This window comes from Amycolatopsis sp. AA4 (assembly GCF_002796545.1).
Classification (GTDB): domain Bacteria; phylum Actinomycetota; class Actinomycetes; order Mycobacteriales; family Pseudonocardiaceae; genus Amycolatopsis.
In genome coordinates, this window is sequence record NZ_CP024894.1 from 4,971,051 (window position 1) to 4,993,517 (window position 22,467).

The following is a 22,467-nucleotide window of genomic DNA, read 5'->3' on the forward strand; positions in this document are numbered from 1 at the left end:
ATTCTTGTCACGACAGGAGACAGACGCGTGGTGATCCGGGTAGCGCTCGCCGAAGATCAGCGAGTCCTCCGCGAGGCTTTGGTCGCCTTGCTTCAGCTGGAGCGCGACCTCACGGTGGTCGGGGTGGCCGAACGGGGCGAGGAGGCCGTCCAGCTGGCCGGCAACGTGAAACCGGACGTGCTGATCCTCGACATCGGCCTTCCGGACGTCAGCGGCCTCACCGTGGCCTCCCGGGTCCGCGCCCGGCTCCCGGCGATCCGGATCCTGATGCTGACCTCGCTCGACAAACCGGGCGTCGTCCGCGAAGCCCTCACCCTCGGCGTCAACGGCTTTCTGCCCAAAGGCGTCGCGGCCGCCGAACTCGTCGAAGCCATTCGCGACGTGCACGCCGGCAAACGGGTCGTTTCGCCCGACCTGGTCTCCTCCGCGCTGGCCGCGGGGGAAAACCCCCTCACCCCCCGCGAACGCAGCATCCTCCAGCTGGCCGCGACCGGCACCCCTCCCCCGCAGATCGCCGGCCAGCTGCACCTGGCGGAAGGAACGGTGCGGAACTACATCACGCGGATCATCGCCAAACTGTCCGCGCGCAACGCGACCGACGCCATCCGGATCGCCCAGCATTACGGATGGCTTTGACCCCGCTCTCGCGGTCCGACGACGCCAGTTCGACACGGCGGCATACGCTGATGCCGCTCGCGGGACAGGTCACGCCACGCTTCTGATCGGCAGCACGCAGACCGCGGCAGCCAGGCCGGTGGCCGCGGAAGCGACGAACAGCGCGGGGAATCCACCCAGCGACGCGACAAGGACGCCGCCGACCGCCGCGGCGACGATCATCGGCAGAGCGCTCGAAAGCTGCAGGATGCCGAGGTCCTTGCCCCGGTCTTCAGCATGCGGCAGCACCTGCGTGACGACGGCCTGGTCGACGGAGAGGTACGCGCCGTATCCGAACCCGAGAAGCGACGCGCCCGCGATCGCCGCCGGGAAAGTCGGCACGAACGCGAGGATCAGGGCGGCTGCCCCCTGTGCGGCCGACGACCACACGACGACTCGCTTGCGTTTTCCGGTCCGGTCCGAGTGGCGGCCGACGGGGACCGCGATGACCACGATGCCCGCCGTGTAGCACACCATCAGCAGAAGGGTGCCGAGGTCGGGATCGACGTGCACCTCGTCTTTCAGATATTGGTAAAGGAAAACCTGGGCGAGCGCGTTCGACAGATTGATCAGCGCCCGCTGTCCGCACACCCAAGCGAAATCCGCGCTGCGCAGCGGCGTGAAGATCCCGGTGGCGATCGCGCGAAGAGCCAGCGGAGGACGTTCCGCTCGCCGCAACGGCGTACCGCGGACGCGAAGACCGAACGGAAGCACACACAGCAACAGCAGCAACGCCAGTCCGACGTAAGCGTCCAGGACTCCGGTGAGCAAGAAGGTCACCACCGCGACGCCGATGAGCGGCCCGACCGCGGTGCCCACCGCGAGATAACCCGAGACTCTGCCCCGCTGGCTGGTCGGCACGTCGTCGGGAAGCGCCGCGGACAGCGCGACGACGACGGCGGACATGCCCGCGGTGAATACGCCCCATGCGATGACGACGCCCACAACGGTGTGCTGGAAACCTTGGAACACGAACGCGACCGCGGCCAGCAGACCTCCGTAGACGATCCACACCTGCCGCCGGCCCGTGCGATGCAAAGTGCGGTCGGACAGCGCTCCGACGAGAATCGACACGATCACCGTCACCACAGCCGCGCTCGCGTTCGCCCAGCTCTGGGCGGCCACTGCGGTTTCCTCGCCGGCCGCGATCAGATTGGCCTGCCGAGGCAGGACGATCTGCTGTGCGCCGTAGTTGGCGAGGAACAGGCCCAGGTACGCGAAAGACCAGGTGGCCGTCCACTTGCGCCCGACCGGGAGCACTGGCTCGTCCAGAGCGGACCGGCCGCGCGCCGCCGGGGCCACGCCCGCGGTCATGCCTCCGCCGCCGTCACGTTCGCCAGCCGTCTGTTCTCGTTGACCGGCCCCGCGCGGTCCAGCACATCGCGGAAACCCCGCCTGGAACACGCCGTGAGAAGGTTCTTCGCGCTGTCGGGCGTGCACTCGTGAATGCCGCCGTCCGGTTCGGGACATCCGCCGACGGCGTCGTCCGGATCGGCGGCACGCACGACTCCGCCCGCCCAGTCCGCGCGGCGGCGGCCGCGGGGCGAAGCCGACCCGGGCGGAAGCTGCCGCACGGTGAAGGTCAGCTGACGAATCATGGAACGCGCACCTCTCGCTTTGTTCGAGGAGAAGACCCGGGCTAGGACCGGACCGTCAGTTCGGCATGCAATCAAGCCGGACGAAACGGCCAAGTCGAAATCCCGCTTGTCTCAAGAACGGAAACGGCTGCCGTCCTGATGGTTTCGCCAATGAGAAGCAAGCCTCTCGGCCATCCTGCCTGGCGAGCGCCTTTAACGACAGGGACCGGCCCGCGAATCCACCATACCGTTATCCGCGGGAACAGTTGCTCCGCACCCGCCTGGACAAGGTCATTTCTCGCCCGTGAAAGCTTCATCTCGGCCCCGCCTCGCTTTCCGGAACGGGCTGCGCGTGAAGACCTTGCGGGCTTGCCCTGGCCGGGTCACGCGGGCGATTTTGTGCGTTCCAGGAGGAATACCCGGATTTCGCGGCGGGCGGCGCGTTCGGCGTAACGGTCGTAGGCGGGCCAGTACGAGGCGACGGCGTCCCACATTTCCTGTCGTTCGGCGTCTTTCAGCAGGCGGCCGCGGACGGGGACGATGCGGCCGCGTACGGAGACCGTCGCGTCGGGGCGAGACAGGAGGTTCGCCGTCCAGGCGGGATGGTTTTCCCCGCCCCAGTTCGAGCCGATCACGACGTAGCCGCCAGAGCGTTCGACGTACAGCAGCGGAACCTGTCGCGGCTCGCCGGTGGTGCGGCCGATTGTCGTGAGCAGGAGCGACCGCAGCCCGATTGCCGCGCCGAGGCCCACCCGGCCGCCGCTGATGCGGAGGAGCAGACGGTCGACGGGCATCAACGCCCGCCCGAACGCGGCGAATGCCTTGCTGCGGCCCAAACCCGCGAAGATCTTGCGCAGTTTCATGACCGGAAGGCTACGGCGAAGCGGACGGCCGGGCATCTCGGCGCCGCGAGACCGCTCAGCACTGGAGTTCGACGGCCGCAGTTTGGTCCCGCGAAATCCGGAAGGGCTGCCCGCACAACGGTTTCCTGATCGTGCCGGATCTCGCGGCCGCCGCTGGCAGGTCGCCTGGCCGACGGTGCCGGAGAGCGGCCCGTCCGGCGGCTACGCCCCATCGTCGAGAACTTTCAGGGAGGAAACCGCCGACAGCGCGACAGCAGCGTCTTGCCGCGACGTTCCGCCGGCCACGCCGAGCGCCCCCATGGTCCGGCCGCTCAGCGCGATCGGCTCTCCTCCGGGCAAGGGCAAGAATCGCTCCACCGTCGTCGCGTCGCCGGGCAGAACAAGGCAATCCTCGAGCAGGTCCGACCAATCCGCGGTCGAGCGCCCGGTTCTCGCCGCGGTGAACGCCTTGTCCTGCGAAAGAGCGCAGCTGAACAAAGGCGCCTCCGGCTGGCGCTCGAAGTAGAGAAGATGAGCGTCCGCGTCGACAACGGCGAAACTGAGCGCGACCCCCAGGTCTCGCGCCTCAGCTTTGGCCACGTCGATCAGGATCGAGATCCACAGGTAATCGGGGCGTTTCAGTCCAGCCATGGTCAGCACCCGGGCGCCTTCACCGGGAAATCAGCCGACAGGACGGCCGGGGCGCCGAATCCTCCGGAAATCCGCGTCCGTCGAGCCCGGTCGCGCACGATTCCGTCCTGGCGGGCTGCGCCGGACGAAGGCCGGCCCGAAGAAAACACCATTGTCCTTTCTGATCGAGCGACGGGGTGGTTTGCGCATCCGGAGTCGCCGCCGCGGGGAACGCGTCCCCTGGGCGCTCCTCGAACCAGCTCACCCGGTAACAGCGGCTGTGCCGACGGAGCGGACAGTGCCCGGTGTTCCGGGCGGCTCCGGACTGCCAGACCTGCCCGCCTTCCGCTTCTTCGCCGGGTCTTCGTTGCTTCGAGCGCATAGTTCCAAGGTCCGTCGCCGGCCCTCGCCGCGACCGTCAACAGGTCGGCACGAGCCCGATCGTGCCCGCGGCACCACCGTCCACTTAGTCCACTTTGCCGCAATCGCACTCTCCTCGTGTTTCCCGAAGGGGTTAGCCGTCGAATCGCTCGGTTCAGATGCTTGAAATGCGCCGAAAGGGGAAATCTCAGACACGCGGACGACCGGAATCTCACCGAACCGACCCGCACAGCCGTTCCCTGTTCGAACCGGACTGATCAGACGGTTCCCAGGACCCGGTCGAGGTAGGTGTTGGCGAATGTCCCGGCCGGGTCGCATTCCTTGCGGATGCGGAGGAAGTCGTCGAAGTGCGGGTAGCGGGTGCGGAGCACGGACGCGTCGAGGTCGTGCATTTTGCCCCAGTGCGGTCGTCCGCCGACCTGGCCCGCGATGTTCTCGAACGCGGTGAAGTAGTCGCGGTAGGGCATGCCGAGGAACTGGTGGATCGCGATGTAGGCGGAGTCGCGGCCGTGCGCGGTGGACAGCCAGATGTCGTCGGCGGCGGCCACGCGCACCTCGACCGGGAACGCGACCGGGTCTTTCAGCCGCGGCACCGCCGCGCGCAGTTCGGCCAGCACGTCGAGCACGGATTCGCGCGGGACCGCGTATTCGGATTCCACGAACCGCACCCCGCGGTGGGTGACGAACACGCGGTGCGACAGGTCGCTGTACTCGCGCGGCGAGGACACCTGGGAGGCGAACGCGCCGAGCGGGCGGACCAGTTTCGGCACCGCGCGCCCGAGCCGGCACAGGCCGCCGAACGCGACGTTCTCGGTGAGTTCGTAGTCCACGAACTGGCGCAGGCGGGACAACGGTTTCCGCGCGGCGTCCAGCGGCAGCCGGTTGTTGCGCTTCACCAACGCCTTGCTGCCGTAGGGGAACCAGTAGAACTCGAAGTGGTCGTTGCCCGCCGCGTTGTCGTCGAACCCTTCCAGGACCTGTTCCAGCGGCTCCGGGCGTTCCTGCGCGGAGAGCACGAAGGACGGTTCGCACTGCAGCGTCACCGTGCTGATCACGCCCACCGCGCCGAGACCGACGCGGGCGGCGTGGAACAGCTCCGGACGCTCGTCGGCCGCGCAGCGGACCACCGAACCGTCGGCGAGGACCAGTTCCAGCGCGACGATCTGGGTCGAGATCCCGCCGAACCGCGCGCCGGTGCCGTGCGTGCCGGTGGAAATCGCGCCCGCGATCGTCTGCGCGTCGATGTCGCCCAGGTTCGTCATCGCCAGCCCGAGCGCGTCGAGCGCCGCGTTGAGAGCGCGCAAAGTGGTGCCGGAACGCACGGTGACCTGCTGGTTCTCCAGGTCGGCGCGGGCGATTCCGGTCCACCCGGTCAGGTCCAGCGCGTCGGAATCGGCGGCCGCGATCGCGGTGAACGAATGCCCGCTGCCCCACGCGCGAACCCGGCGCCCGGCTCCGGAAATCCCGTGCACGACCTCGGCGATCTCGGCCGTGCTGCGCGGCCGGTGCACCCGCTGCGGGGTGGCCTTGGCCGTTCCGGCCCAGTTGCTCCACGTCATTGCGGCACCTGTTCTTCGCTGGAAGGTTCCCACGACAAATTCACGATATTCGCGTTTCAATCGATGGTGTCGTAGTGTAGGCGGCGAATTCGCTACTCGGACCGCGCTCGCGGGCAAAACCGGCATGATGATGAAGAATTGCACATCCGGAAGCCGAGAATCTCACGCCCGCGTCCCGGGCGTCCGCGAGGAGAGGTTGTTCAGCGTGGACTATCCGGTCTTCCCGCCCGGTTTCCTGTGGGGCGTCTCGGCCGCGGCGTTACGCTCCTCCGAGGACGTCGCCCTGATGGCCGACCTCGGCGTCGGCGCCTACCGGATGTCGATCGCCTGGCCGCGCATCCAGCCCGACGGCGCCGGAAAGCCCAACGCGGAAGGACTTTCCTACTACGACAAGCTGATCGACGAGGTCTGCGCGGCCGGAATCGCCCCGGCGATCACCCTGTACCACTGGGACACCCCGCAGCCGATCGAGGACAAGGGCGGCTGGCTCTCCCGTGACACCGCCTACCGCTTCGCCGAATACGCCACGATCGTGGGCGAGCATTTCGCCGATCGGGCGAAACTCTGGATCCCGCTCAACGAGCCGATGGTGATGCCGATCCACGGCACCAGTGAGTTCCTGCTGTTCGTCGTCCTCCCGACGGCGCATCACCAGAATCTCGCCCACGGGCTGGCGGTGCAGGCGCTGCGTGCGGCGGGCGCGACCGGCATCGGCACCGCGAACAACCACTCGCCGGTCTGGCCCGAACACGACACCGCCGCCGACCGCGAGGCCGCCGACTGGCTCGACGCGCTGATCAACCGCACCTTCGCCGACCCGATGCTGCTCGGCAGCTACCCCGAACAAGTCCACCCGCACCTGCCGGACAACTTCGCCGACGACCTCGCCGACATCGCGCAGCCGCTCGACTTCTACGGCGTCAACTACTACGAACCCCAAGGCGCGACCGCCCCCGGCGAGGGCAACCCGCTGCCGTTCGAACTACGCCCGATCGAGGGTTATCCGCTGACCACCAACGACTCGCCGATCGTCCCGCACGCGCTGCGCGAACTGCTGGTGTCCTTCCACGAGCGCTACCGCGAACACCTCCCGCCCATCCAGATCACCGAAAACGGCTGCAGTTTCGCCGACGAACCCGCCGCCGACGGCAGCGTCCCCGACCCCGAACGGATCGAATTCCTCGCCAGCCACCTGCACGCCCTGCGCGAAGCCATGGAGGCCGGCGTCGACGTGCGCGGATACTTCGTCTGGTCCCTGCTCGACAACCTCGAATGGTCCAACCGCTTCGGGCTCGTGCACGTCGACTACGAAACCCAACGCCGCACCCCCAAGGACTCCTTCGCCTGGTACCGGAAACTGATCCGGTAACGCCCTCGGTGCACTTGCTCCTCTCGGTCCCCACGCATGCGGTGTCGCCCCCGGTGCGTCACTGTCGCCCGGCTACGGCGGCTGCTGGCCGCGACACGCGTCAGGTCCACCCCGGCAGAAACCGCTCCACGTCCACGTCCTGGAACGGCGACCGGATGAAGCGGTCCCGAAGGTTCCACGGCACGGTGCAGTCGAAGATGACCTTCGTCGACAGGCCCGGCTCGGCGTTCGTCCACAGGAAGTCCGGACTGGCGGAGGGATCGAGCGCATGGCACCGGACCCCGGGAATCGGGATCACCGACCGTTCGGCCTGGAAACGCGTCGTCATCGCCCAGAGGACGTCGTCGGTGTCGAAGACGTCGACGTCGTCGTCGACCAGGATGACGTGCTTCATCTCCGGGAACGCCCCGAACGCCACGATCGCGGCCTGCCGCTCCCTGCCCTGGTCCGCCGCGCTCCGCTTGGCGATCTGGAGAATCCCGACGTACTTGCCGCCGCCGGACGGGTGTGCGTAGAGGTCCTTCACCAGTCCCGGAAGCGCGTTCTCCAGCGCCTGCGCCAGCGACCCCTCGGTCGGGATCCCCGCCAGGCTGACGTGCTCCTCCCCCGGGCCGACCAGCGTCTGCAGAATGGGCCGGGTGCGGGTGGTGATCGCCGACACCTTGAGGACGGGCAGCGACGGGTTCGCCGTGCCGTCGTATCCGGGGAATTCCGGCATCGCGAACCCGGTCCCGGTGTTCTGGTCCTCCGCGACCCGGCGCCCGGGTAGAAGGTGCCCTTCGATGACGATCTCCGCCGACGCGAGCGCGTACTCGTCCACCGACTTCGCCTTCACCAGCTCCACCGGGGAGCCCTTGAGACCGCCGGCGAACTCCAGTTCGTCGAACCCGTACGGGGTCGACGGCGGTTCGAACGAGACCGCCAGGTACTCGACCGGCGAGATGCCCATCGAAACAGTGATCGGCATCGGCTCGCCGCGCGCGTCGTACTTTTCGTACATGCGGCCGATGTGCCTGCCCGGCAGCATGAACACCGAAAGCTCGTCGCGGCCCTGCACGCACAGCCGGTGGATCGTGACATCGTGGCTCCCGGTGTCCGGATCCGTTCCCCGCAGCACCGCCATGCAGAAGTACGGACCGGCGTCCTCGGGCGTATTGGTCGGCGCGGGCAGGATCTTCCTGAGGTCGAAGCCCGGGTCCGACGCGAGCAGCACCTGCTCCTGGCACGCGGCTTCCGGGACGACGACGGGAGTCTTGGCGTGTTTCATCGCGGACAGCATGTGCTGCCCCAACCGCCGCTCGTCGGCTCCCAGGAACAGCGCGACGCGCTTGCGCGAGGCGAGCACACCCACTACCACCGGGATGTCGTAGCCCTTGACGTTCTCGAACAGCATCGCCGGACCCACCCTGGTGGGCCGGGACACCGTGCCGCCGGCGCCCACTTTTTTGTAGACGCCCGCCAGTTCCGCTTGCGGGGAAACCTCCACCGCGGTCGAAACGAACTGTCCGTCATGCCGCTTCAGGAGTTCGATTCCTTCCCGCAGATCCTTGACGGGAGCCTTCGGTGCGCCGTCGGCGAGTTCTTCGTCAGCCATCGTGTGTCACCCTTCGAACCGAGCCGGCGCTTCCCCGGCAGAACCGTGCGCCCGGGAATGCACCGAGGCGCGCAAACCGGCGTCCCAGCGCGGGAAGACGTCCGTGTGGATACCGAACTGGTCCAGCGCCCGGCCGACCGTGTGGTCGACGATCTCCTCCAGCGAGGACGGATTGTGGTAGAAGGCAGGCACCGGAGGGAAAACGGTCCCGCCCGCCTCGGTCACCGTCGCCATGTTCCGGAGGTGGACCAGGTTCAACGGCGCTTCTCTCGTCAGCAGCACCAGCCGGCGGCGCTCTTTCAGCGTCACGTCCGCGGCCCGCGAAACCAGCGAACCGGTGACCCCGGACGCGATCTCGCCCAGCGTCCGCATCGACGCCGGGGCGATCAGCATTCCCCCGGTCAGGAAGGAGCCCGACGAGATCGGGGCGCCGACGTCCGTGTGGTGGTAAGCGACATCCGCGCGCCCGGCCAGTTCCGCGGCGTCCAGCCCGGTTTCGTACGAACTGGTCAGCGAGCCGGCCTTCGTCACCACGAGATGGGTCTCGATGCCCGCCGCACGCAGCACGTCCAGCGCGCGCACCGCGTAGATCGCGCCCGAAGCGCCGGTGACGGCGACGACAATCCGCCGTACCGGAACGTCCAACAATTTCACCGGATTCTCCTCCGTTGTTCGCCGCGTTTCACGACGGTTCGGCCTTCCGCACGGCGGCCAGCTTGTCGAAGACGCGCAACGCCCGTTCCGCCGAGAATGTTTTCCTTCGCGTGCTCGGAAATGCCCTCGATCGACATGATCCGGCCCGGGGTGTCGAAATCCCAGTGCGGCCAGTCGGACGAGTACATCAAGGTGTTCTCGGCGTCGATCGCCTTCAGCGTCCCCAGCAGCAGATCGCGGTCGGTCATCTCGATCGGCTGCGACGTGTAGTACATCTCCCGCATGTACTCGCTCGGCGGCTTGCGCAGCAGCGGGCGTCGGACATGCGCAGGATGTACTCGTGGTCCAGCCGCTGCATCAGGAACGGAATCCACGCCAGTCCGCTCTCGATCCAGATGGTCTTCAACCCGGGAAACCGCTCCGGGATCCCGTTGAAAATCCAGTTGGTCAGGTGCGTGATATTGCAGGTGACGAAAGAAATCGCGTGCACCGCGGTGAACCGGTTCATCGTCGAGGTCATCGAATCGCCCCACGACGGGCCGGCGTGGAACCCGATCGGCAGGCCCAGCCGCTCCAGTTCGGCGTAGACCGGCATGTACTTGTTGTCGTGGACGCTGATGTGCCGCTGGCTGGTCACCAGGAACCCGATGACGTCGGGATGGTCGTGGTACTCCCGGATGGCGTCCAGCGAGAGGCCGGGGTCCCCGAACGGCAGCCCCAGCATCGTCTTGATGCGCGGGTCCCGGCCGAGGATGTTCTCGACGAACCACTTGTTGTAGGCGACCTGCAGCTGCGCCGCGATCCCCGGGTGCGGATGCAGGCCGATCTCGAGCATCGGCTGCGGGAAGACGATCTGGACGTCGATGCTCATCGCGTCCATCGCCCGCCGCACGAGCGTGACGTCCCGGTGGTACGGACCGGGCGGCACCGGCTCCGCGAGCGTCGCCTGGTGCGGCACCCGTCCCGCCACGTCCTGGAAGGTCAGGCCCGCGACATGATTCGACAGCGCCAGGTGCCCTGCCTGCGGCCAGTTGTTCGAAATCTGCCTGCCGTAGTCCCGCAGCACCGGATCGCCGATGTCCTCGAGGATGTCGGGCCACGAGTCGAGTTCGATGTGATGCGAGTCAACGTCGACGATGAACTTGTCCGCCAGCCCGAACGCTTCGGTGTCGCGGGCGGCGTTGGCCAGGATCTCGCGCGAGTCGGTCGCGATGGTGATCTCTTGCGTCGAGCGCACCGTGACCGGGGGCGTGCCGGAGCCGCCGGACCGCGGGCGAGGGGAATTCGTGTCACCAGACATGCTGTTGTTCGATCCCTTCGATTGCCGGGACCCGGGAGAGCCAGAGCGCCAGGTCGAACGTGTTCAAATCGTGGGCCGCCATGATCGCCGAGATCAGCACGACCGCGTCGGTGCTGGTCGCCAGGCCCGGATCAAGCCGGGGAAGGCTCTTCGCCGACTGCGCGGAAGCCGTGTAGAGCGACGTGGCGTCAGCTACCAAGGCGGACAGCTTCTCGGCGGTGATCGTCGCGCTTCCGCCGTTTCGAAGGCGCTCGACCGCCGAGTGCAGGCCGTCGATCGCGCGGGTCAACTCGTCGCTCGCCGCTTGTTCACAGGCTGACATACACGGTTCCTTCGTCTTCGTACACCGGCACCGCGGCGAGGCTGAAATTCGGCAGTGCCGCGTGCTCGCCGGTCTTGATGACGAATTCCGAACCGTGCCAGGGACAGACCACGTGCATTTCGGATTCGTCGAAGTACATGCCGTGCGCGGTTCCGTCGGGGTCGATCCGCTCGCGGACCCTCGGGACGATCCGTCCTTGGCAGGCCGGTCCTCCTTGGTGCGGGCACACGTTGTGGTAGGCGTACAGCTCGCCGTCGAGACGGAAGATCCCGATCGTCGTCGTGCCGATGTCGACGATCAGCCGCCCGCGCTCCTCGATGTCCGTCGACGAGGCGACGACAACCGGGGCGGCACCGGTGGCGGTCATGAGGCGGCTCCTCTCGCGGGCGCGGGTGCGCAGCTGATCCAGCGCGTGTCGGTGAAGGCTTGTGCGTTGTTCGTCCCGCCGAACGGAGAACCGGCGCCGGACGCCCGGACGCCCGCCATCGGCGCCAGGGGCGAGTCGACGATCGTCTGGTCGTTGATGTGCGCGATGCCGGTCGGGATCCGGTCGGCGACCGCGCGGCCGCGGGCGAGGTCCGCGGTGAGAATGCTCAGGCTCAGGCCGTATTCCGAATCCGCGGCGAGCGCTATCGCGTCTTCGGTGTCGGCGAACGTCCGCACCGAGGCCACCGGGCCGAAGACCTCTTCCGCGTAAGCCGGCGTGTCCGCGGCGACGTTCGTCAGCACGGTCGGTTCGTAGAACAGCTGGTCGAACTCGCCGCCGGTGACGACGGTCGCTCCGCCCTCGACGCTTCGCTTCACCAGCGAATGCACCCGGTCCCGCTGCCGCGCGTCGATGATCGGCCCGATCGTGACCTTCTCGTCCAGGCGCGGATCCCCGATGCGAAGCGACCGGGCGATCGCGGCGAGCTTGGCGACGTACTCCTCGGCGACGTCCTCGTGCACGAGATGCCGCCCGGTCGCCATGCAGATCTGCCCCTGGTTGAAGAACGATCCGGCGGCCCCCAGCCGCGCCGCCAGTCCAGGTCCACGTCCGGGAAGACCAGCAGCGCGGAATTCCCGCCGAGCTCCAGGTGCGCTCTCGTCAGGTTCCGCGCCGCCGCGGCGGACACCGCCAGCCCGGCCCGCGTCGAGCCGGTGAACGAAACCACGTCCACGCCCTTGTCCGCGACGAGCGCCGCTCCGATGCTTCCGTCTCCCGGCAGGACCGCGAACACGCCCTCCGGCAGACCGGCCAGCTCAAGCGCCCGGGCGAGAAGCACGCCTCCGGAAACCGCGGTCCTCGGGTCCGGCTTCAGCACCACCGCGTTGCCCAGCGCCAGCGCGGGCGCCACCGATCTCGCCGCCAGCTGCAGCGGAGCGTTGAACGGGGCGATCACTCCGGCGACTCCGCACGGAATCCGGACCGCCACTCCCTGCTGGCGCGGATCCTGCTGGGCAAGCACTTCGCCGCAGGGCTGCACCGCCAACGCGGCCGCGGCGAAGAACTCGCCGGTCGCCAAGCGGATCTCGAACGACGCCTTCTCCCGAGGGCTCCCCGCCTCGCGGATCAGCCAGTCGGCCACCTCGTCCGACCAGTCCGCCAGCAGCTCCCCGGCGGAGCGAAGCACCCGTGCTCTCTCCTCCGCGGGACGCGCCGCCCATCCCGGCTGGGCGGACCGCGCGAGCGCCACCGCTTGACCGACGTCCTCGGCGGAGGCCGAACCGATGGTTCCCAGCACGGCTCCGGTCGCCGGTTCGACCACCTCCGTGGAGGTCTTCGCCGGACACCAGCCTCCCAGGTAAAGCGAGTCTCTCCAGATCTCGATATCCGCTAGCACTGCGCAAACATCTCCTCTCCAGCGCCAAGGCGCGATGCCGCGAGCGCGGCCGGCAGCACCGGCTGAGCGCGGTCCGGACGCCGATTTCTCCTCATCGGCCGATCGCGCGACGGCCCGCAAGGCCGCGGGGCACCACGAGGTCCTCGTCGACCATGTCCGGCCAATCGGCCGTCGACCGCCCTTTCGTTGCCGCGGTGTCCGCCTTCTCCGGGGAAAGCGGACCACTGAACAACGGCGCTCCCGGCTGCCTTTCGGAGCAAAGGAGGTCCACGCCGCCGTCGACGACAGCGAAGCCGAAAGCAGCTTCGCTCGGGTGCGGGATCCAGGCCGGGTCAGCCAATCCGGCCACGGTCACGCCCCGTGAATCTGCGCGAACTGGAATTGCCCGGTGATGGCGACGAACTCCCGCGGCAGGATGAGCCGGGGCGACGAATCGCTGCCGTCGGCGAGGTCGGCGAGCGCCTCGATCAGCTCGCGCGGGTCGTGCTGCCCCTCCAGCAGTCCGCGGTGATCCTGGTCCGCTGCCCAGACCGTGGCTTGCGGAGCGTTCTCGACCAGGCGTTCGTTGAACCCGGTCGCATACGGCCCCGGGTTGACGATGTGCACGGAAACCGGGGTTCCCTCGGTTTCGTTCTGCATCTCGACGGCCATCGCGTCGAGCGCGTGCTTGCTCATCGAATACGCGCCCGCGCCCTCGCTCACCAGAAGCCCGGCGACCGAGGAGACCACCACGACCCGGCCGGGCCGGCTGTCCCGGTGGAATCTGGCGAGCACCCGCTGCGTCAGGTCGAGAGTTCCGAAAACATTCACCTCGAAAACGTGCCGGACCAGTTCGAGCGGGCTCTCGGAGATCGGCCCCTGCGCGCCGAATCCGGCGTTGTTGACCAGGACGTCGATCTCCAATTCGCCCGCGCTCGCGACATCGGCGGGGTCGGTCAGGTCCAGTTTGCGGATTTCCACCCTGCTCGACGCGGACGAGAATTCGCTGCGCAGATTATCGGCCTGGACCTCGTTCAGCACCCCGGCGACCACCCGGTGCCCGCGCTGCTCGAGCAGGCGGGTCACCCCCAGGCCGAATCCGCTTCCGGCCCCGGTCACCAACACGCGTCTGCTGATCGCCGCGCACATGCAGTTCTCCCTCTCTGTCCCGACGCGGCGACGTCCCGATCAGCCGCCGCGAAAGCGATGTCGCCGACTCGCGCGGTTTCCTTGCGGGGGCGACTGCTCGTCGCGCCGTCGGACGGGCTCGATTGCCAGGCTGAATGCCGCTGAACGTGCCGATGACACTACAAGCGACCGCGCCGGACGGCCCGCCGAGATCGGCGAATCGCGGAGAAATAATGAATTATTCACGGTCCTATATAACCTGCGCACTCTCGGACGAATTAACCAAATCGACCGTTTTCGTGAGCCGTTGGCGCATGACGTCCCGCATGGCGGATGAATTTCTGAACTTCTTTCCGACGCCTGCGAACAAGGCAGCAGACGGCCTTGCCCCCATCGGGTTCACGCGGCGGAACTCTGCCGTTGCCCGACTGCGCGGGCGTCGCGTACGGCCCGAAAAATCCAGGCGCTTTACGCGGAGACCGCGCGCACGGTTGAGTTTTCGTCAACGCGAAACCGGGAGCGGCCGAACCAGCCGGGCTTCATGGAATGCCATGGAATCGCGTTGACGCCGATCAGCCGCCCCGTCAGCGCTCCGCAGGTCTTCGCCGGTCCTGCCTCCGGCGACGAAAAACGCGCCTTCGCGGGTCTCCCCTCGCCTTATCGCCCCACCGATGCGCATGAACTGCCCGCGCGAACCCGATCGTCTGCCGAGCCGGGCTCGAGTGCGGGCCAAGCGCCTCAGGCTTGAGAGGAAGCACGTTGCGGCAGACCGGCCGGACCCAAATCAGATTCGGGTGAATTTGCGTTGGTCGTCCCCGGGAGTGCCGAGTTCGCGGACGAGGCCTTCGCCTTCGACGTCGACGTTGGGCAGGATCCGGTCGAGCCAGGTGGGCAGCCACCAGGCGCGGCGGCCGAGCAGGGACATGACGGCGGGCACGATGGTCATCCGGATGACGAACGCGTCGATCAGGACGCCGAAGGCCAGCGCGAACCCGATCGACTGGATCAGCGTCGATTCGGCAAGGACGAACCCGGCGAACACCGAGATCATGATGAGCGCGGCGGCGACGACGACGCGGGCGCCGTGGCGGAACCCGGTGACCATCGCTTCCTGGGGTTCGGCGCCGTGGACGTGTTCCTCGCGCATCCGGGTCACCAGGAACACCTGGTAGTCCATGGCGAGTCCGAACAGGACGCCGATCAGCAGAATGGGGAGCATGCTCATGATCGGGCCGGTCGAGGCGACCCCCAGCAGCCCGGTGAGCCAGCCCCATTGGAAGACCGCGACGACGGCGCCGAAGGTCGCGACCACCGAGCCGAGGAACCCCAGCGTCGCCTTCAACGGCACCACGACGGACCGGAACACCAGCATCAGCAACACAAAGGCGAGCCCGACGATCAACGCGAGGTAGGGCAGCATCGCGTCGGACAGTTTCTGCGAGACGTCGATGTTGGCCGCGGTCTGCCCGGTCACCGCGAGACTGCCGCCGGTTTTGTCCTGCAGCGGCGCGGATTGCGCGCGGATCGCGGACACGAGGTCCTCGGTCTGCGTGCTGCTCGGGCCGCTTTTCGGGATCACCGTCAGCAGCGCGGTGTCGCCGGCGGGATTGACGCGCGGCGGCGTCACCGCGGCGACGTCCGGCAGCCTGCCGATGTCCGCGGCGGCCTGCTTCACCGCGTCCGGATTGCGGTTCGGGCCGGTGTCGACCACGACCAGCAGGGGCCCGTTCGCGCCCTCGCCGAAACCCGCGGAGACCAGGTCGTAGGCCTTGCGCTGGGTGGTGTCCGGCGCGGCGGTCGAGTCGTTGGGCAGGCCGAGCTGCATGCTCAACGCCGGGACCGCGACCACCGCCAGCCCGGCGAGCGCGGTCAGCAGGACCGGGACCCGGTGCCGCGCCACGAACCGCGCCCAGCGTTCGCCGTGCGTCGGGCCTTCGGTGCGGCGGCGCACCCGGATCTTGCTGCGGGCGACGCGGGCGCCGGCGAAGCCGAGCACGGCGGGCAGCAGCGTCAACGCGATCAGCACCGCGACCACGACCGTCGCCGCCGCGGCGACGCCCATCTGGCCCAGGAACGGGATCCCGACCACCGTCAGCCCGGCGAGCGCGATGACCACGGTGAGCCCGGCGAACACCACGGCGGAACCGGCGGTGCCGACCGCGCGGCCGGCTGCTTCCTCGGGTTCGCGGCCTTCAGCGAGTTCGTGCCGGTAGCGGGAGACGATGAACAGGGCGTAGTCGATGCCGACCGCGAGACCGATCATCAACGCCAGCACCGGAGTGTTGGAGTTCAGCTCCATCGACCCCGAAGCCAGCATGATGCCCGCCATCCCGACCCCGACCCCGACCAGCGCGGTCAGCAACGGAATCCCCGCCGCCAGCAACGACCCGAACGTGATGATCAGGACGACCGCCGCGACCGCGACGCCGAGTCCTTCGGTGGCCCCGGTCGCCGGGATCCCCTGCACCGCGTCCCCGCCGTACTCGACCCGGTACCCCAGCTGCTTCGCGTGATCGCCGGTCGCCAGCAGCGCCTGCCGGTCGCTGTCGGACAGTTCGAAACCCTTGACCTGATAGCTCACCTGCGCGAGCGCGACCCGCCCGTCCGGCGACACCGACCTCGCCTGGAACGGATCCACCACCCCCGCCACCTTCGGCGCCGACCGCAGCTTCCCCACCACCGACTCGACCGCCGCCTGACCCGCCGGATCCGTGACCTTCCGCCCCTCCGGCGCGGCAATCGCCACCCGCGCGGTGCCGCCGCCCGCACCTGGCTGCGGAAAAGCTTCAATCATCCGGTCCCATGCTGTCTGCGACTCGATACCCGGAACGGGCATCGCATCGGACAGCGGGCCAGACAGGGTGAGGGCACCGCCGCCGAGCGCCATCAGAACCGCTGTCCACACCGCCGCGACGATCGCCCGGCGGCGGAACGACAGCCTGCCGAGCCGGTACAGGAAGGGTGCCACGAGTCTTCTCCGTTTCGCACCCGGAGCGGGATCTCCGCGCCAGGTCCACGGCATTTGACGCTAACCTCACCGCACGGCGGTTCAAAGCCGAACCGCCAAGTGATGAACGTCCGCACGGAGACCTCGTGACATCCTCACGGCAGCGGCGTGACTCATTGCACGGCAAAGAGGTCCGCCGAAAGTCCTAACGGGAAGCCGGGCCAGACCGGCGAGGGAGCGCGCACGCCGTCGCGGCCCGGGGCGCCAGTCTCACAAAGCCCGCTTGAGGATCTTCCCGGTCGGCCCCTTGGGAAGCCGGTCAAGCAGCGTGATCGTGCGCGGGTATTTGTAAGCGGCGAGCCGTCCCTTGCAGTGTTCCGCCAACTCGTCGACGCTGGCGTCCGACCCGGCCCTGAGCACGACGTACGCCACGACCTCCTCGCCGAGACGCTCGTGCGGTTCGCCGACGACGGCAGCCTCGGCGACGCCCGGATGCTCGTACAGCACTTCTTCGATCTCGCGCGGATAGACGTTGTAGCCGCCGCGGATGACCAGGTCCTTGAGCCGATCGACGACGAAGTAGTAGCCCTCCTCGTCACGGTAGCCGAGGTCTCCGGTGTGGAACCAGCCGTCTCGGATCGCCTCCGCGGTCGCGTCCGGGCGACCGTAGTAGCCCTTCATCACGTTGTGCCCGCGCACGACGATTTCGCCGACCTGGTCCGGCCCGGCGCCGAGTTCCGTTCCTGCGCGGTCGACCACCTTCACCTCGACGCCCCAGATCGGCTTGCCGATCGAAAGCACTTTCCGCTGTTCCGCGCTGATGTTGAACGTCGTGCCGCTCGCCGTCTCGGACAGGCCGTAGCCCTCGAGCACGACCACCCCGTCGAACTTCTTCTCGAACGCCCGCAGCACCTCGCCAGGCATCGACGCGCCCCCGGACACCGCGGAACGCAGCGACGACAGGTCGCGGCCGGCGAGGTCCTGCTGCAGCAGGGCGACGTACATCGTCGGCACCCCGGAGAACAGCGTGCAGCGGTGCCGTTCCATCTCGTCCAGCACGGCCGCCGCGTCGAACTTCGGTACGAGCACCAGGGATCCGCCGAACCGGGTCATGACATTGAGCACACTGGACAGTCCGAAGACGTGGAACAGCGGCAGCACGGCGAGGCTGACGTCCTCGGCGGTCGCCCCGAACAGCTCACCCGACACCGTGCAGTTCATGAAGAGCTGGAAGTGCGTCAGCTCCGCGCCTTTCGGCCTGCCGGTAGTGCCGCTGGTGTACAGAATCACCGCGGTGTCGTCGGGCGACATCGGCCGCAGCAGCCCCGAATCCGGCGACTCGAGGAGATCGTCGAACGAGCGGGCCCCGCCTGCCTCTCCCGCCTCTCCCGCCTCGCCGACGAGGTACACCGGAAGCTGGCCCGCGCCCTTGAGCGCGGCGCCGGCGAGCGGGCCGAACGCGATCAGCAGGCGGGCATCGCTGTCCCGCAGGTGATACGCGATCTCCGGCGCGGTCAGCAGCGGATTCAGCGGGACCATGACCAAGCCCGCCTTGAGAATGCCGAAGCAGGCGAGGACGAACTCCGGCACGTTCGGCAGCTGGACCGCGACTTTGTCGCCGGGTTCGAGCCCGAGCCACACGAGAGACTCGGCGATCCTCCCGGAGAGCCCGTCGACCTCGGCGTAGCTGAACGAGTGGCTCCCGGCGTGCAGAAACGGCTTGTCCGGCCGCGCCGCAGCCGATTCGACGAGCATCGCGGCGAGGTTGAACGACATCGGCCACCGCCTTTCGGAGAAACTGACGCGGAACCCGGCCGCGGCGCGCGGCGTCCCGCTCGGGTACGAGGGAGTAAAGCACATCAAACATGAATCTTCATCACGTTTGCTCGCGCGCGCCCGGCAGATCGAACGAGGACTCCCTGGGCAGTGCGCGGTCCCTGGTCGCTGTCACGGGAAAGACGTGAAAATCGCACGCCCGCCCGGCGCGATGCCGGGTTAGAATTGCGGCGTCCCGCCGCGGCCTTGATTCCCCCATCCTCCGCGGCGGGTCTTTGCTTGGCAGCGTCCGGTGCGAGAACTCGTTCCCGCACAGTCAGTCGGTCGCGCCGGACGACCTGTCGCTCGAGAAAGCTGGTGTTGACCGGAAGATGCCGAGTTTGTTCCGCAGGGCGCAAGCAGCGAGCGTCGGAGCCGAAGCGGCCCGCGCGGCGCGCCGAGGGAGGACGGTGTTCGCGGCGATGTTCAGCGCCCCGTTCACCGCCAGCGGATCCATCGCCGGGTGGGCGGAACAGATCGAGGCGGTGGAGGCGGAGGGCTGGATGCTCTCCGATTTTTCCGCGGCGCTGGACGACACCGGATGCCCGCGCGCCTACTGCGTCTTCAGAAGGACATTGTGACCGAGGGCGAGAACACCCTGCCAGTGCTCGTGCACCAATTCCGGCGGCCGAGATGAGATGCTCACCAAAAGTGCGCAGCCGACGGTATTCCGCGAGATTCCAGGGTAGACTTGCGTCGCTCCATTATGGACAGTGATCCCCGCGAAGGGACTCAGATTCCCTGCGGCAAGCGATCTGGCTGGGTTGTGCTGCCGGAGGGACCGCCGGAGGCCTGTTCCGCGCTCGGCAGGCCACCGGCGGAGCGCTGGTTCACCCGGGCTGTGGGGCGCCGGGTGAACCAGCGCTGACTCCGCGCGCTCCGGCCTTCCCGGGGAAATCGCTCCGGCGACGGCCGACCGGAGGCGTCTTCGTTGTCCAGCACGAATCGCGCGGTACTCCCGGGCCTGGGCGCGGCCGAGCGCGCGTCCGGATGAGCCACCGCGCCGCCACCAGTGAGCGTCAGGGAGCCGAACCCATGCGCGCGGACATGTCCCGGAGCGGCCTGTTGAGCAGGTCTTCGGCCCGCCGGCCGACGAGCGAGTCCCACACCTCGTCGACCGTGTCCGCGGGCAGCGGGCGATAGAACGGAGCCCCGATGACCCACATCCCGGCACGGCGCGCCGCGGCCGCACCGGTCTGGCTGTCCTCCACGGCGACGCAGTCGCCCGGGTCGAGGCCGAGCACGCCGGCCGCGCGCACATAGGCCTCCGGTGCGGGCTTTCCTTCCGCCACGTCGTCTCCGCTCACGACCACCGCGAAGAACCCGGATCCCACGTCGCGCAGCACCCGGTCGACCACCACGCGGTACGACATCGTGACGAGACCGACCCGGATGCCGGCTCCCGCCAGGGCCGCCAGGAGGTCGCGAGCGCCGTCGCGCCACGGCACCGATTCGCCGAGCCTCGCCACGACCCCGGCCACGATGTCCTCGATGACGACCTCCGCGGGCACCTCGAGGCCAGCCGCCCGGACGAGCTCGGCGAGCGTCTCCATCGACGATCCGATGGCCGCGATCCGCGCCTCCTCGCTCAACGCCAAGCCGTGCGCGCCCAGCAGTTCTCCGGCGACCTCGAGATAGAGTTCTTCCGTGTCGATCAGCGTTCCGTCGAGGTCGAGGAGAACCGCTCGGGGGAGGGTCATGCGGGCACCGTCACTTCGTCGTCGAATGCGTTCGCACGGGCATCGCGGTCCGCGCGCCGGAAGGGCACCCGCCTACCCCATGGCGGGTGCCCGCTCCCCTCGCGCCAGCTCCCCGTTTCGCGCGGGAGTGGACACCCGGCCGGCGCACAAGAGGGGCGGGCATACGCCGACCGGGCTGCTGTGAAAACAGGAACTGCTGCCGCCGCGAATGCGCGGGCCCCGAACGGGGCGAGGCGTTCTTGCCGCAGCTTTATCCGCAGTTTGCCCGACGCAACGCGCCATGTCACCACCCGAAGAAATACGGTGCATTTTTTCCTTTCTGCGCGTGACATTATTCATGCTCGACGAGGGAGTTATTCCCGCACACAAGATTATTGTAGATTTGTTGAACGATCCTTAGAGTGAGCAGTGCGCAACAGTGACCACGGCGGGCCAGTTCGCTCTTCGCATTCAGTCCCGTCCCGCTCTTCCGAAAGCAGGCAGGTGACATGGTCGTATTCTCCCGCCCACTCCGATGGCGCTCGCTCGTTCCCTTGGTGCTGGCCGCCGCGTTGACGCTGCCCGGAGTGGCGCACGCCGACCCCGCCACGCCCAGCTGGCCTAAGTTCGAGAAAAGCCGGACCGGCATGGTGAAGAAGCTGGCGGAGCCGGTACTGAATTGTGTCAAAAAGAAGGACGAGACAGCAGCGGAAAGCCCGATTTTCCACGGCTGTTACGACTGGCATTCGGCCGTGCACGGGCACTACGCCCTCTACGCGACCTATCTGGCCACGCACGACAAGAAGTACCTCGACGCGGCGGAGAAGCAAATGCAGCCCGCGGGCGATCCCGGCGTCGTGGCACGGGAACTGAAGTACATGCAGGACGGTTCGATCGGCGAGGACACGGCGGACACCCCGTACGGGATGGCCTGGCTGCTCGAGATGGAGAGGGCGCGCGAGCAGGCCACGGGAACCCGCACGACCCGGCCGCTGGCCGACGAGGCGGTCAAGCAGATCAAGTCGTGGCTGACCGGCGGCAACGCGGAACAGAATCTCTTCTACGACATGCATTCCAACCTGTCCTGGACGCTGCAGACTCTGGCCGGATGGGCGCAGTACACCGGTGACGACGCCCTTCTCTCGTCGGTGCGCGAAGACGTGTCGAAGTACCTGAAGACCGACGAAGCGGACCAGCGATGCGCGGAGGTGTTGCCGGGCGAGCTCTCCGGCGAACTGGAGCCCAAGAGCGACATCACCGAGAACGGCTTCCTGGCACCGTGTCTCATGCGTTTGGCCGCGGTGGCGAAGGCAGGCGGGCCGGGCGCCGCGGAGTGGGTTTCGCGGCGACTGCCCAAGGACGTGTCGGTGTCGCTGCTCACCGATCCGCGGTCGGCGCATTCGGCGGGGCTCAACTTCTCCCGGGCCAACGCCCTGTGGGAAATCTACCAGGCCACTCGCGACTCCGCCGTTCGCAACGGTTTCGTCAAACTGGTCACCGCGGAGGTCGCCCGCCCGCAGGACTGGGACACGACTTCGGACTACCTGAACTCCCACTGGATCGCGCAATTCGGAATCCGGGCCATCGACCAGACTTTCGCGCACCCGGAGCAAGGACGCGGCCGGTGACCGGAGCAGCGCGTTTCCCGCGGTGCCGTCGCCGCACTTCGGCAGCCCCCCGAAGCGGGGATATTTCCGCGCGGAAGTCCGCGATGGTTGACACGGCCGCGGCAAATGTCCGATTCTCGGGTCGAGCGCACCGGCGTTGGCTGATGCGCTCATCAAATGGGGGTCCTTGCGTTCAACGTTTCACCGTACCAAAAATCTTGCCTTTTCCTTAAAGCGGGGCGAGTGCCTGAAACGTTGAACTCATGCTCGGCCGCTCCATATTCGCGAGAGAACGCCTCCGGGCGGACAGTGACGGGAGAACGCGATGCACACCATGACCGAAACCGATCTGCTGAGCGGTTACACCGCTTACACGACGGCTGAGGAGCTGGACCAGTTCGACGGCAAGGCCGCGCCCGCCGCGACCACCCCCGTCCTGGCTCCGATCCTCATCCGGGCCAGCATCATCGCCGCGCGTTCCTCGCAGCAGTGCGCGGCGGGGATCGCCGCCGCGGGCGGCGGGATCTGGAGGACCATCAGGAAGGTGTGCTGACCGCCGACGAGCGGCTCGGCAAGCCTCGGGGCCGGCGTTCTCGCCGGTCCCGAG

The 22,467-nt window shown here is 68.1% G+C and carries 21 protein-coding genes and 1 pseudogene; 5 read left to right on the plus strand and 17 right to left on the minus strand.

Annotation, left to right across the window (positions count from 1 at the left end; genetic code table 11):
* The first annotated feature begins 27 nt into the window (after positions 1 to 27).
* A complete protein-coding gene (locus CU254_RS23020) occupies positions 28 to 636 on the plus strand; it encodes a response regulator transcription factor (protein ID WP_009079803.1) in 609 nt (202 codons plus the stop codon).
* Positions 637 to 705: 69 nt separating this feature from the next.
* Here the strand turns inward: CU254_RS23020 and CU254_RS23025 are convergent, their stop codons facing one another.
* The 5 genes from CU254_RS23025 to CU254_RS23045 all read right to left on the minus strand — a co-directional run bounded on the left by CU254_RS23025 (position 706) and on the right by CU254_RS23045 (position 5,643).
* Positions 706 to 1,968 carry an MFS transporter gene (locus CU254_RS23025; protein ID WP_050788256.1) on the minus strand — a complete coding sequence of 421 codons (1,263 nt, stop codon included), beginning with the start codon at positions 1,966 to 1,968 and terminating at the stop codon, positions 706 to 708.
* A complete protein-coding gene (locus tag CU254_RS23030; protein WP_037714554.1) occupies positions 1,965 to 2,252 on the minus strand; it encodes a hypothetical protein in 288 nt (95 codons plus the stop codon). The genes CU254_RS23025 and CU254_RS23030 overlap by 4 nt, the downstream gene beginning before the upstream one ends.
* Before the next feature lie 362 nt (positions 2,253 to 2,614).
* Positions 2,615 to 3,094, minus strand: a complete 480-nt coding sequence (locus CU254_RS23035; protein ID WP_009079809.1) for a nitroreductase family deazaflavin-dependent oxidoreductase — start codon at positions 3,092 to 3,094, stop codon at positions 2,615 to 2,617.
* Between the two features lie 201 nt (positions 3,095 to 3,295).
* On the minus strand, positions 3,296 to 3,724 hold the full coding sequence (locus CU254_RS23040; RefSeq protein WP_234392885.1) for a heme-binding protein: 429 nt from the start codon (positions 3,722 to 3,724) through the stop codon (positions 3,296 to 3,298).
* Between the two features lie 617 nt (positions 3,725 to 4,341).
* The gene (locus CU254_RS23045) at positions 4,342 to 5,643 is read right to left on the minus strand and encodes a D-arabinono-1,4-lactone oxidase (protein WP_009079813.1); all 1,302 of its coding nucleotides are present in this window, start codon (positions 5,641 to 5,643) and stop codon (positions 4,342 to 4,344) included.
* Positions 5,644 to 5,848: 205 nt separating this feature from the next.
* On the opposite strand from CU254_RS23045, the gene CU254_RS23050 reads away from it, so the two are divergent.
* Complete coding sequence (locus tag CU254_RS23050) at positions 5,849 to 7,012, plus strand: glycoside hydrolase family 1 protein (protein ID WP_078560841.1); 1,164 nt, start codon at positions 5,849 to 5,851, stop codon at positions 7,010 to 7,012.
* A gap of 100 nt (positions 7,013 to 7,112) precedes the next feature.
* Here CU254_RS23050 and CU254_RS23055 read toward each other — a convergent pair whose 3' ends face one another.
* The 11 genes and pseudogenes from CU254_RS23055 to CU254_RS23100 form a co-directional block, all read right to left on the minus strand.
* Complete coding sequence (locus CU254_RS23055; RefSeq protein WP_009079818.1) at positions 7,113 to 8,606, minus strand: UbiD family decarboxylase; 1,494 nt, start codon at positions 8,604 to 8,606, stop codon at positions 7,113 to 7,115.
* 6 nt (positions 8,607 to 8,612) lie between these two features.
* Entirely contained in the window at positions 8,613 to 9,260 is a 648-nt protein-coding gene (locus tag CU254_RS23060; RefSeq protein ID WP_009079821.1) for a UbiX family flavin prenyltransferase, read from the minus strand.
* On the minus strand, positions 9,257 to 9,535 hold the full coding sequence (locus CU254_RS43735) for a hypothetical protein (RefSeq protein WP_199785960.1): 279 nt from the start codon (positions 9,533 to 9,535) through the stop codon (positions 9,257 to 9,259). Before CU254_RS43735 ends, CU254_RS23060 begins: the two co-directional genes overlap by 4 nt.
* Positions 9,505 to 10,560, minus strand: a complete 1,056-nt coding sequence (locus CU254_RS23065) for an amidohydrolase family protein (RefSeq protein ID WP_199785961.1) — start codon at positions 10,558 to 10,560, stop codon at positions 9,505 to 9,507. Before CU254_RS23065 ends, CU254_RS43735 begins: the two co-directional genes overlap by 31 nt.
* On the minus strand, positions 10,550 to 10,882 hold the full coding sequence (locus CU254_RS23070) for a hypothetical protein (protein WP_009079824.1): 333 nt from the start codon (positions 10,880 to 10,882) through the stop codon (positions 10,550 to 10,552). Before CU254_RS23070 ends, CU254_RS23065 begins: the two co-directional genes overlap by 11 nt.
* Positions 10,869 to 11,249, minus strand: a complete 381-nt coding sequence (locus CU254_RS23075; protein WP_009079825.1) for a Rieske (2Fe-2S) protein — start codon at positions 11,247 to 11,249, stop codon at positions 10,869 to 10,871. Before CU254_RS23075 ends, CU254_RS23070 begins: the two co-directional genes overlap by 14 nt.
* A pseudogene (locus CU254_RS45010) lies at positions 11,246 to 12,705 on the minus strand (aldehyde dehydrogenase family protein). Before CU254_RS45010 ends, CU254_RS23075 begins: the two are co-directional and overlap by 4 nt.
* Before the next feature lie 91 nt (positions 12,706 to 12,796).
* Positions 12,797 to 13,060: a heme-binding protein gene (locus CU254_RS23085; RefSeq protein ID WP_009079829.1), complete on the minus strand. Its 264-nt coding sequence runs from the start codon at positions 13,058 to 13,060 to the stop codon at positions 12,797 to 12,799.
* Positions 13,057 to 13,833 carry an SDR family NAD(P)-dependent oxidoreductase gene (locus tag CU254_RS23090; protein ID WP_009079831.1) on the minus strand — a complete coding sequence of 259 codons (777 nt, stop codon included), beginning with the start codon at positions 13,831 to 13,833 and terminating at the stop codon, positions 13,057 to 13,059. Before CU254_RS23090 ends, CU254_RS23085 begins: the two co-directional genes overlap by 4 nt.
* Positions 13,834 to 14,596: 763 nt before the next feature.
* Positions 14,597 to 16,780, minus strand: a complete 2,184-nt coding sequence (locus tag CU254_RS23095) for an MMPL family transporter (protein ID WP_037714558.1) — start codon at positions 16,778 to 16,780, stop codon at positions 14,597 to 14,599.
* A 249-nt stretch (positions 16,781 to 17,029) separates the two neighbouring features.
* Entirely contained in the window at positions 17,030 to 18,535 is a 1,506-nt protein-coding gene (locus CU254_RS23100) for a long-chain fatty acid--CoA ligase (protein ID WP_009079834.1), read from the minus strand.
* 449 nt (positions 18,536 to 18,984) lie between these two features.
* Here CU254_RS23100 and CU254_RS43160 point away from each other — a divergent pair, with 449 nt between their 5' ends.
* Positions 18,985 to 19,155, plus strand: a complete 171-nt coding sequence (locus tag CU254_RS43160) for a hypothetical protein (protein WP_158688065.1) — start codon at positions 18,985 to 18,987, stop codon at positions 19,153 to 19,155.
* Positions 19,156 to 19,593: 438 nt separating this feature from the next.
* On the opposite strand, the gene CU254_RS23105 is transcribed toward CU254_RS43160, so the two are convergent.
* The gene (locus CU254_RS23105; protein WP_009079840.1) at positions 19,594 to 20,274 is read right to left on the minus strand and encodes an HAD family phosphatase; all 681 of its coding nucleotides are present in this window, start codon (positions 20,272 to 20,274) and stop codon (positions 19,594 to 19,596) included.
* Between the two features lie 488 nt (positions 20,275 to 20,762).
* Here CU254_RS23105 and CU254_RS23110 point away from each other — a divergent pair, with 488 nt between their 5' ends.
* Positions 20,763 to 21,881, plus strand: a complete 1,119-nt coding sequence (locus tag CU254_RS23110) for a DUF2891 family protein (protein WP_009079842.1) — start codon at positions 20,763 to 20,765, stop codon at positions 21,879 to 21,881.
* A 304-nt stretch (positions 21,882 to 22,185) separates the two neighbouring features.
* Entirely contained in the window at positions 22,186 to 22,413 is a 228-nt protein-coding gene (locus tag CU254_RS23115; RefSeq protein WP_009079844.1) for an LxmA leader domain family RiPP, read from the plus strand.
* Positions 22,414 to 22,467 lie beyond the last annotated feature (54 nt).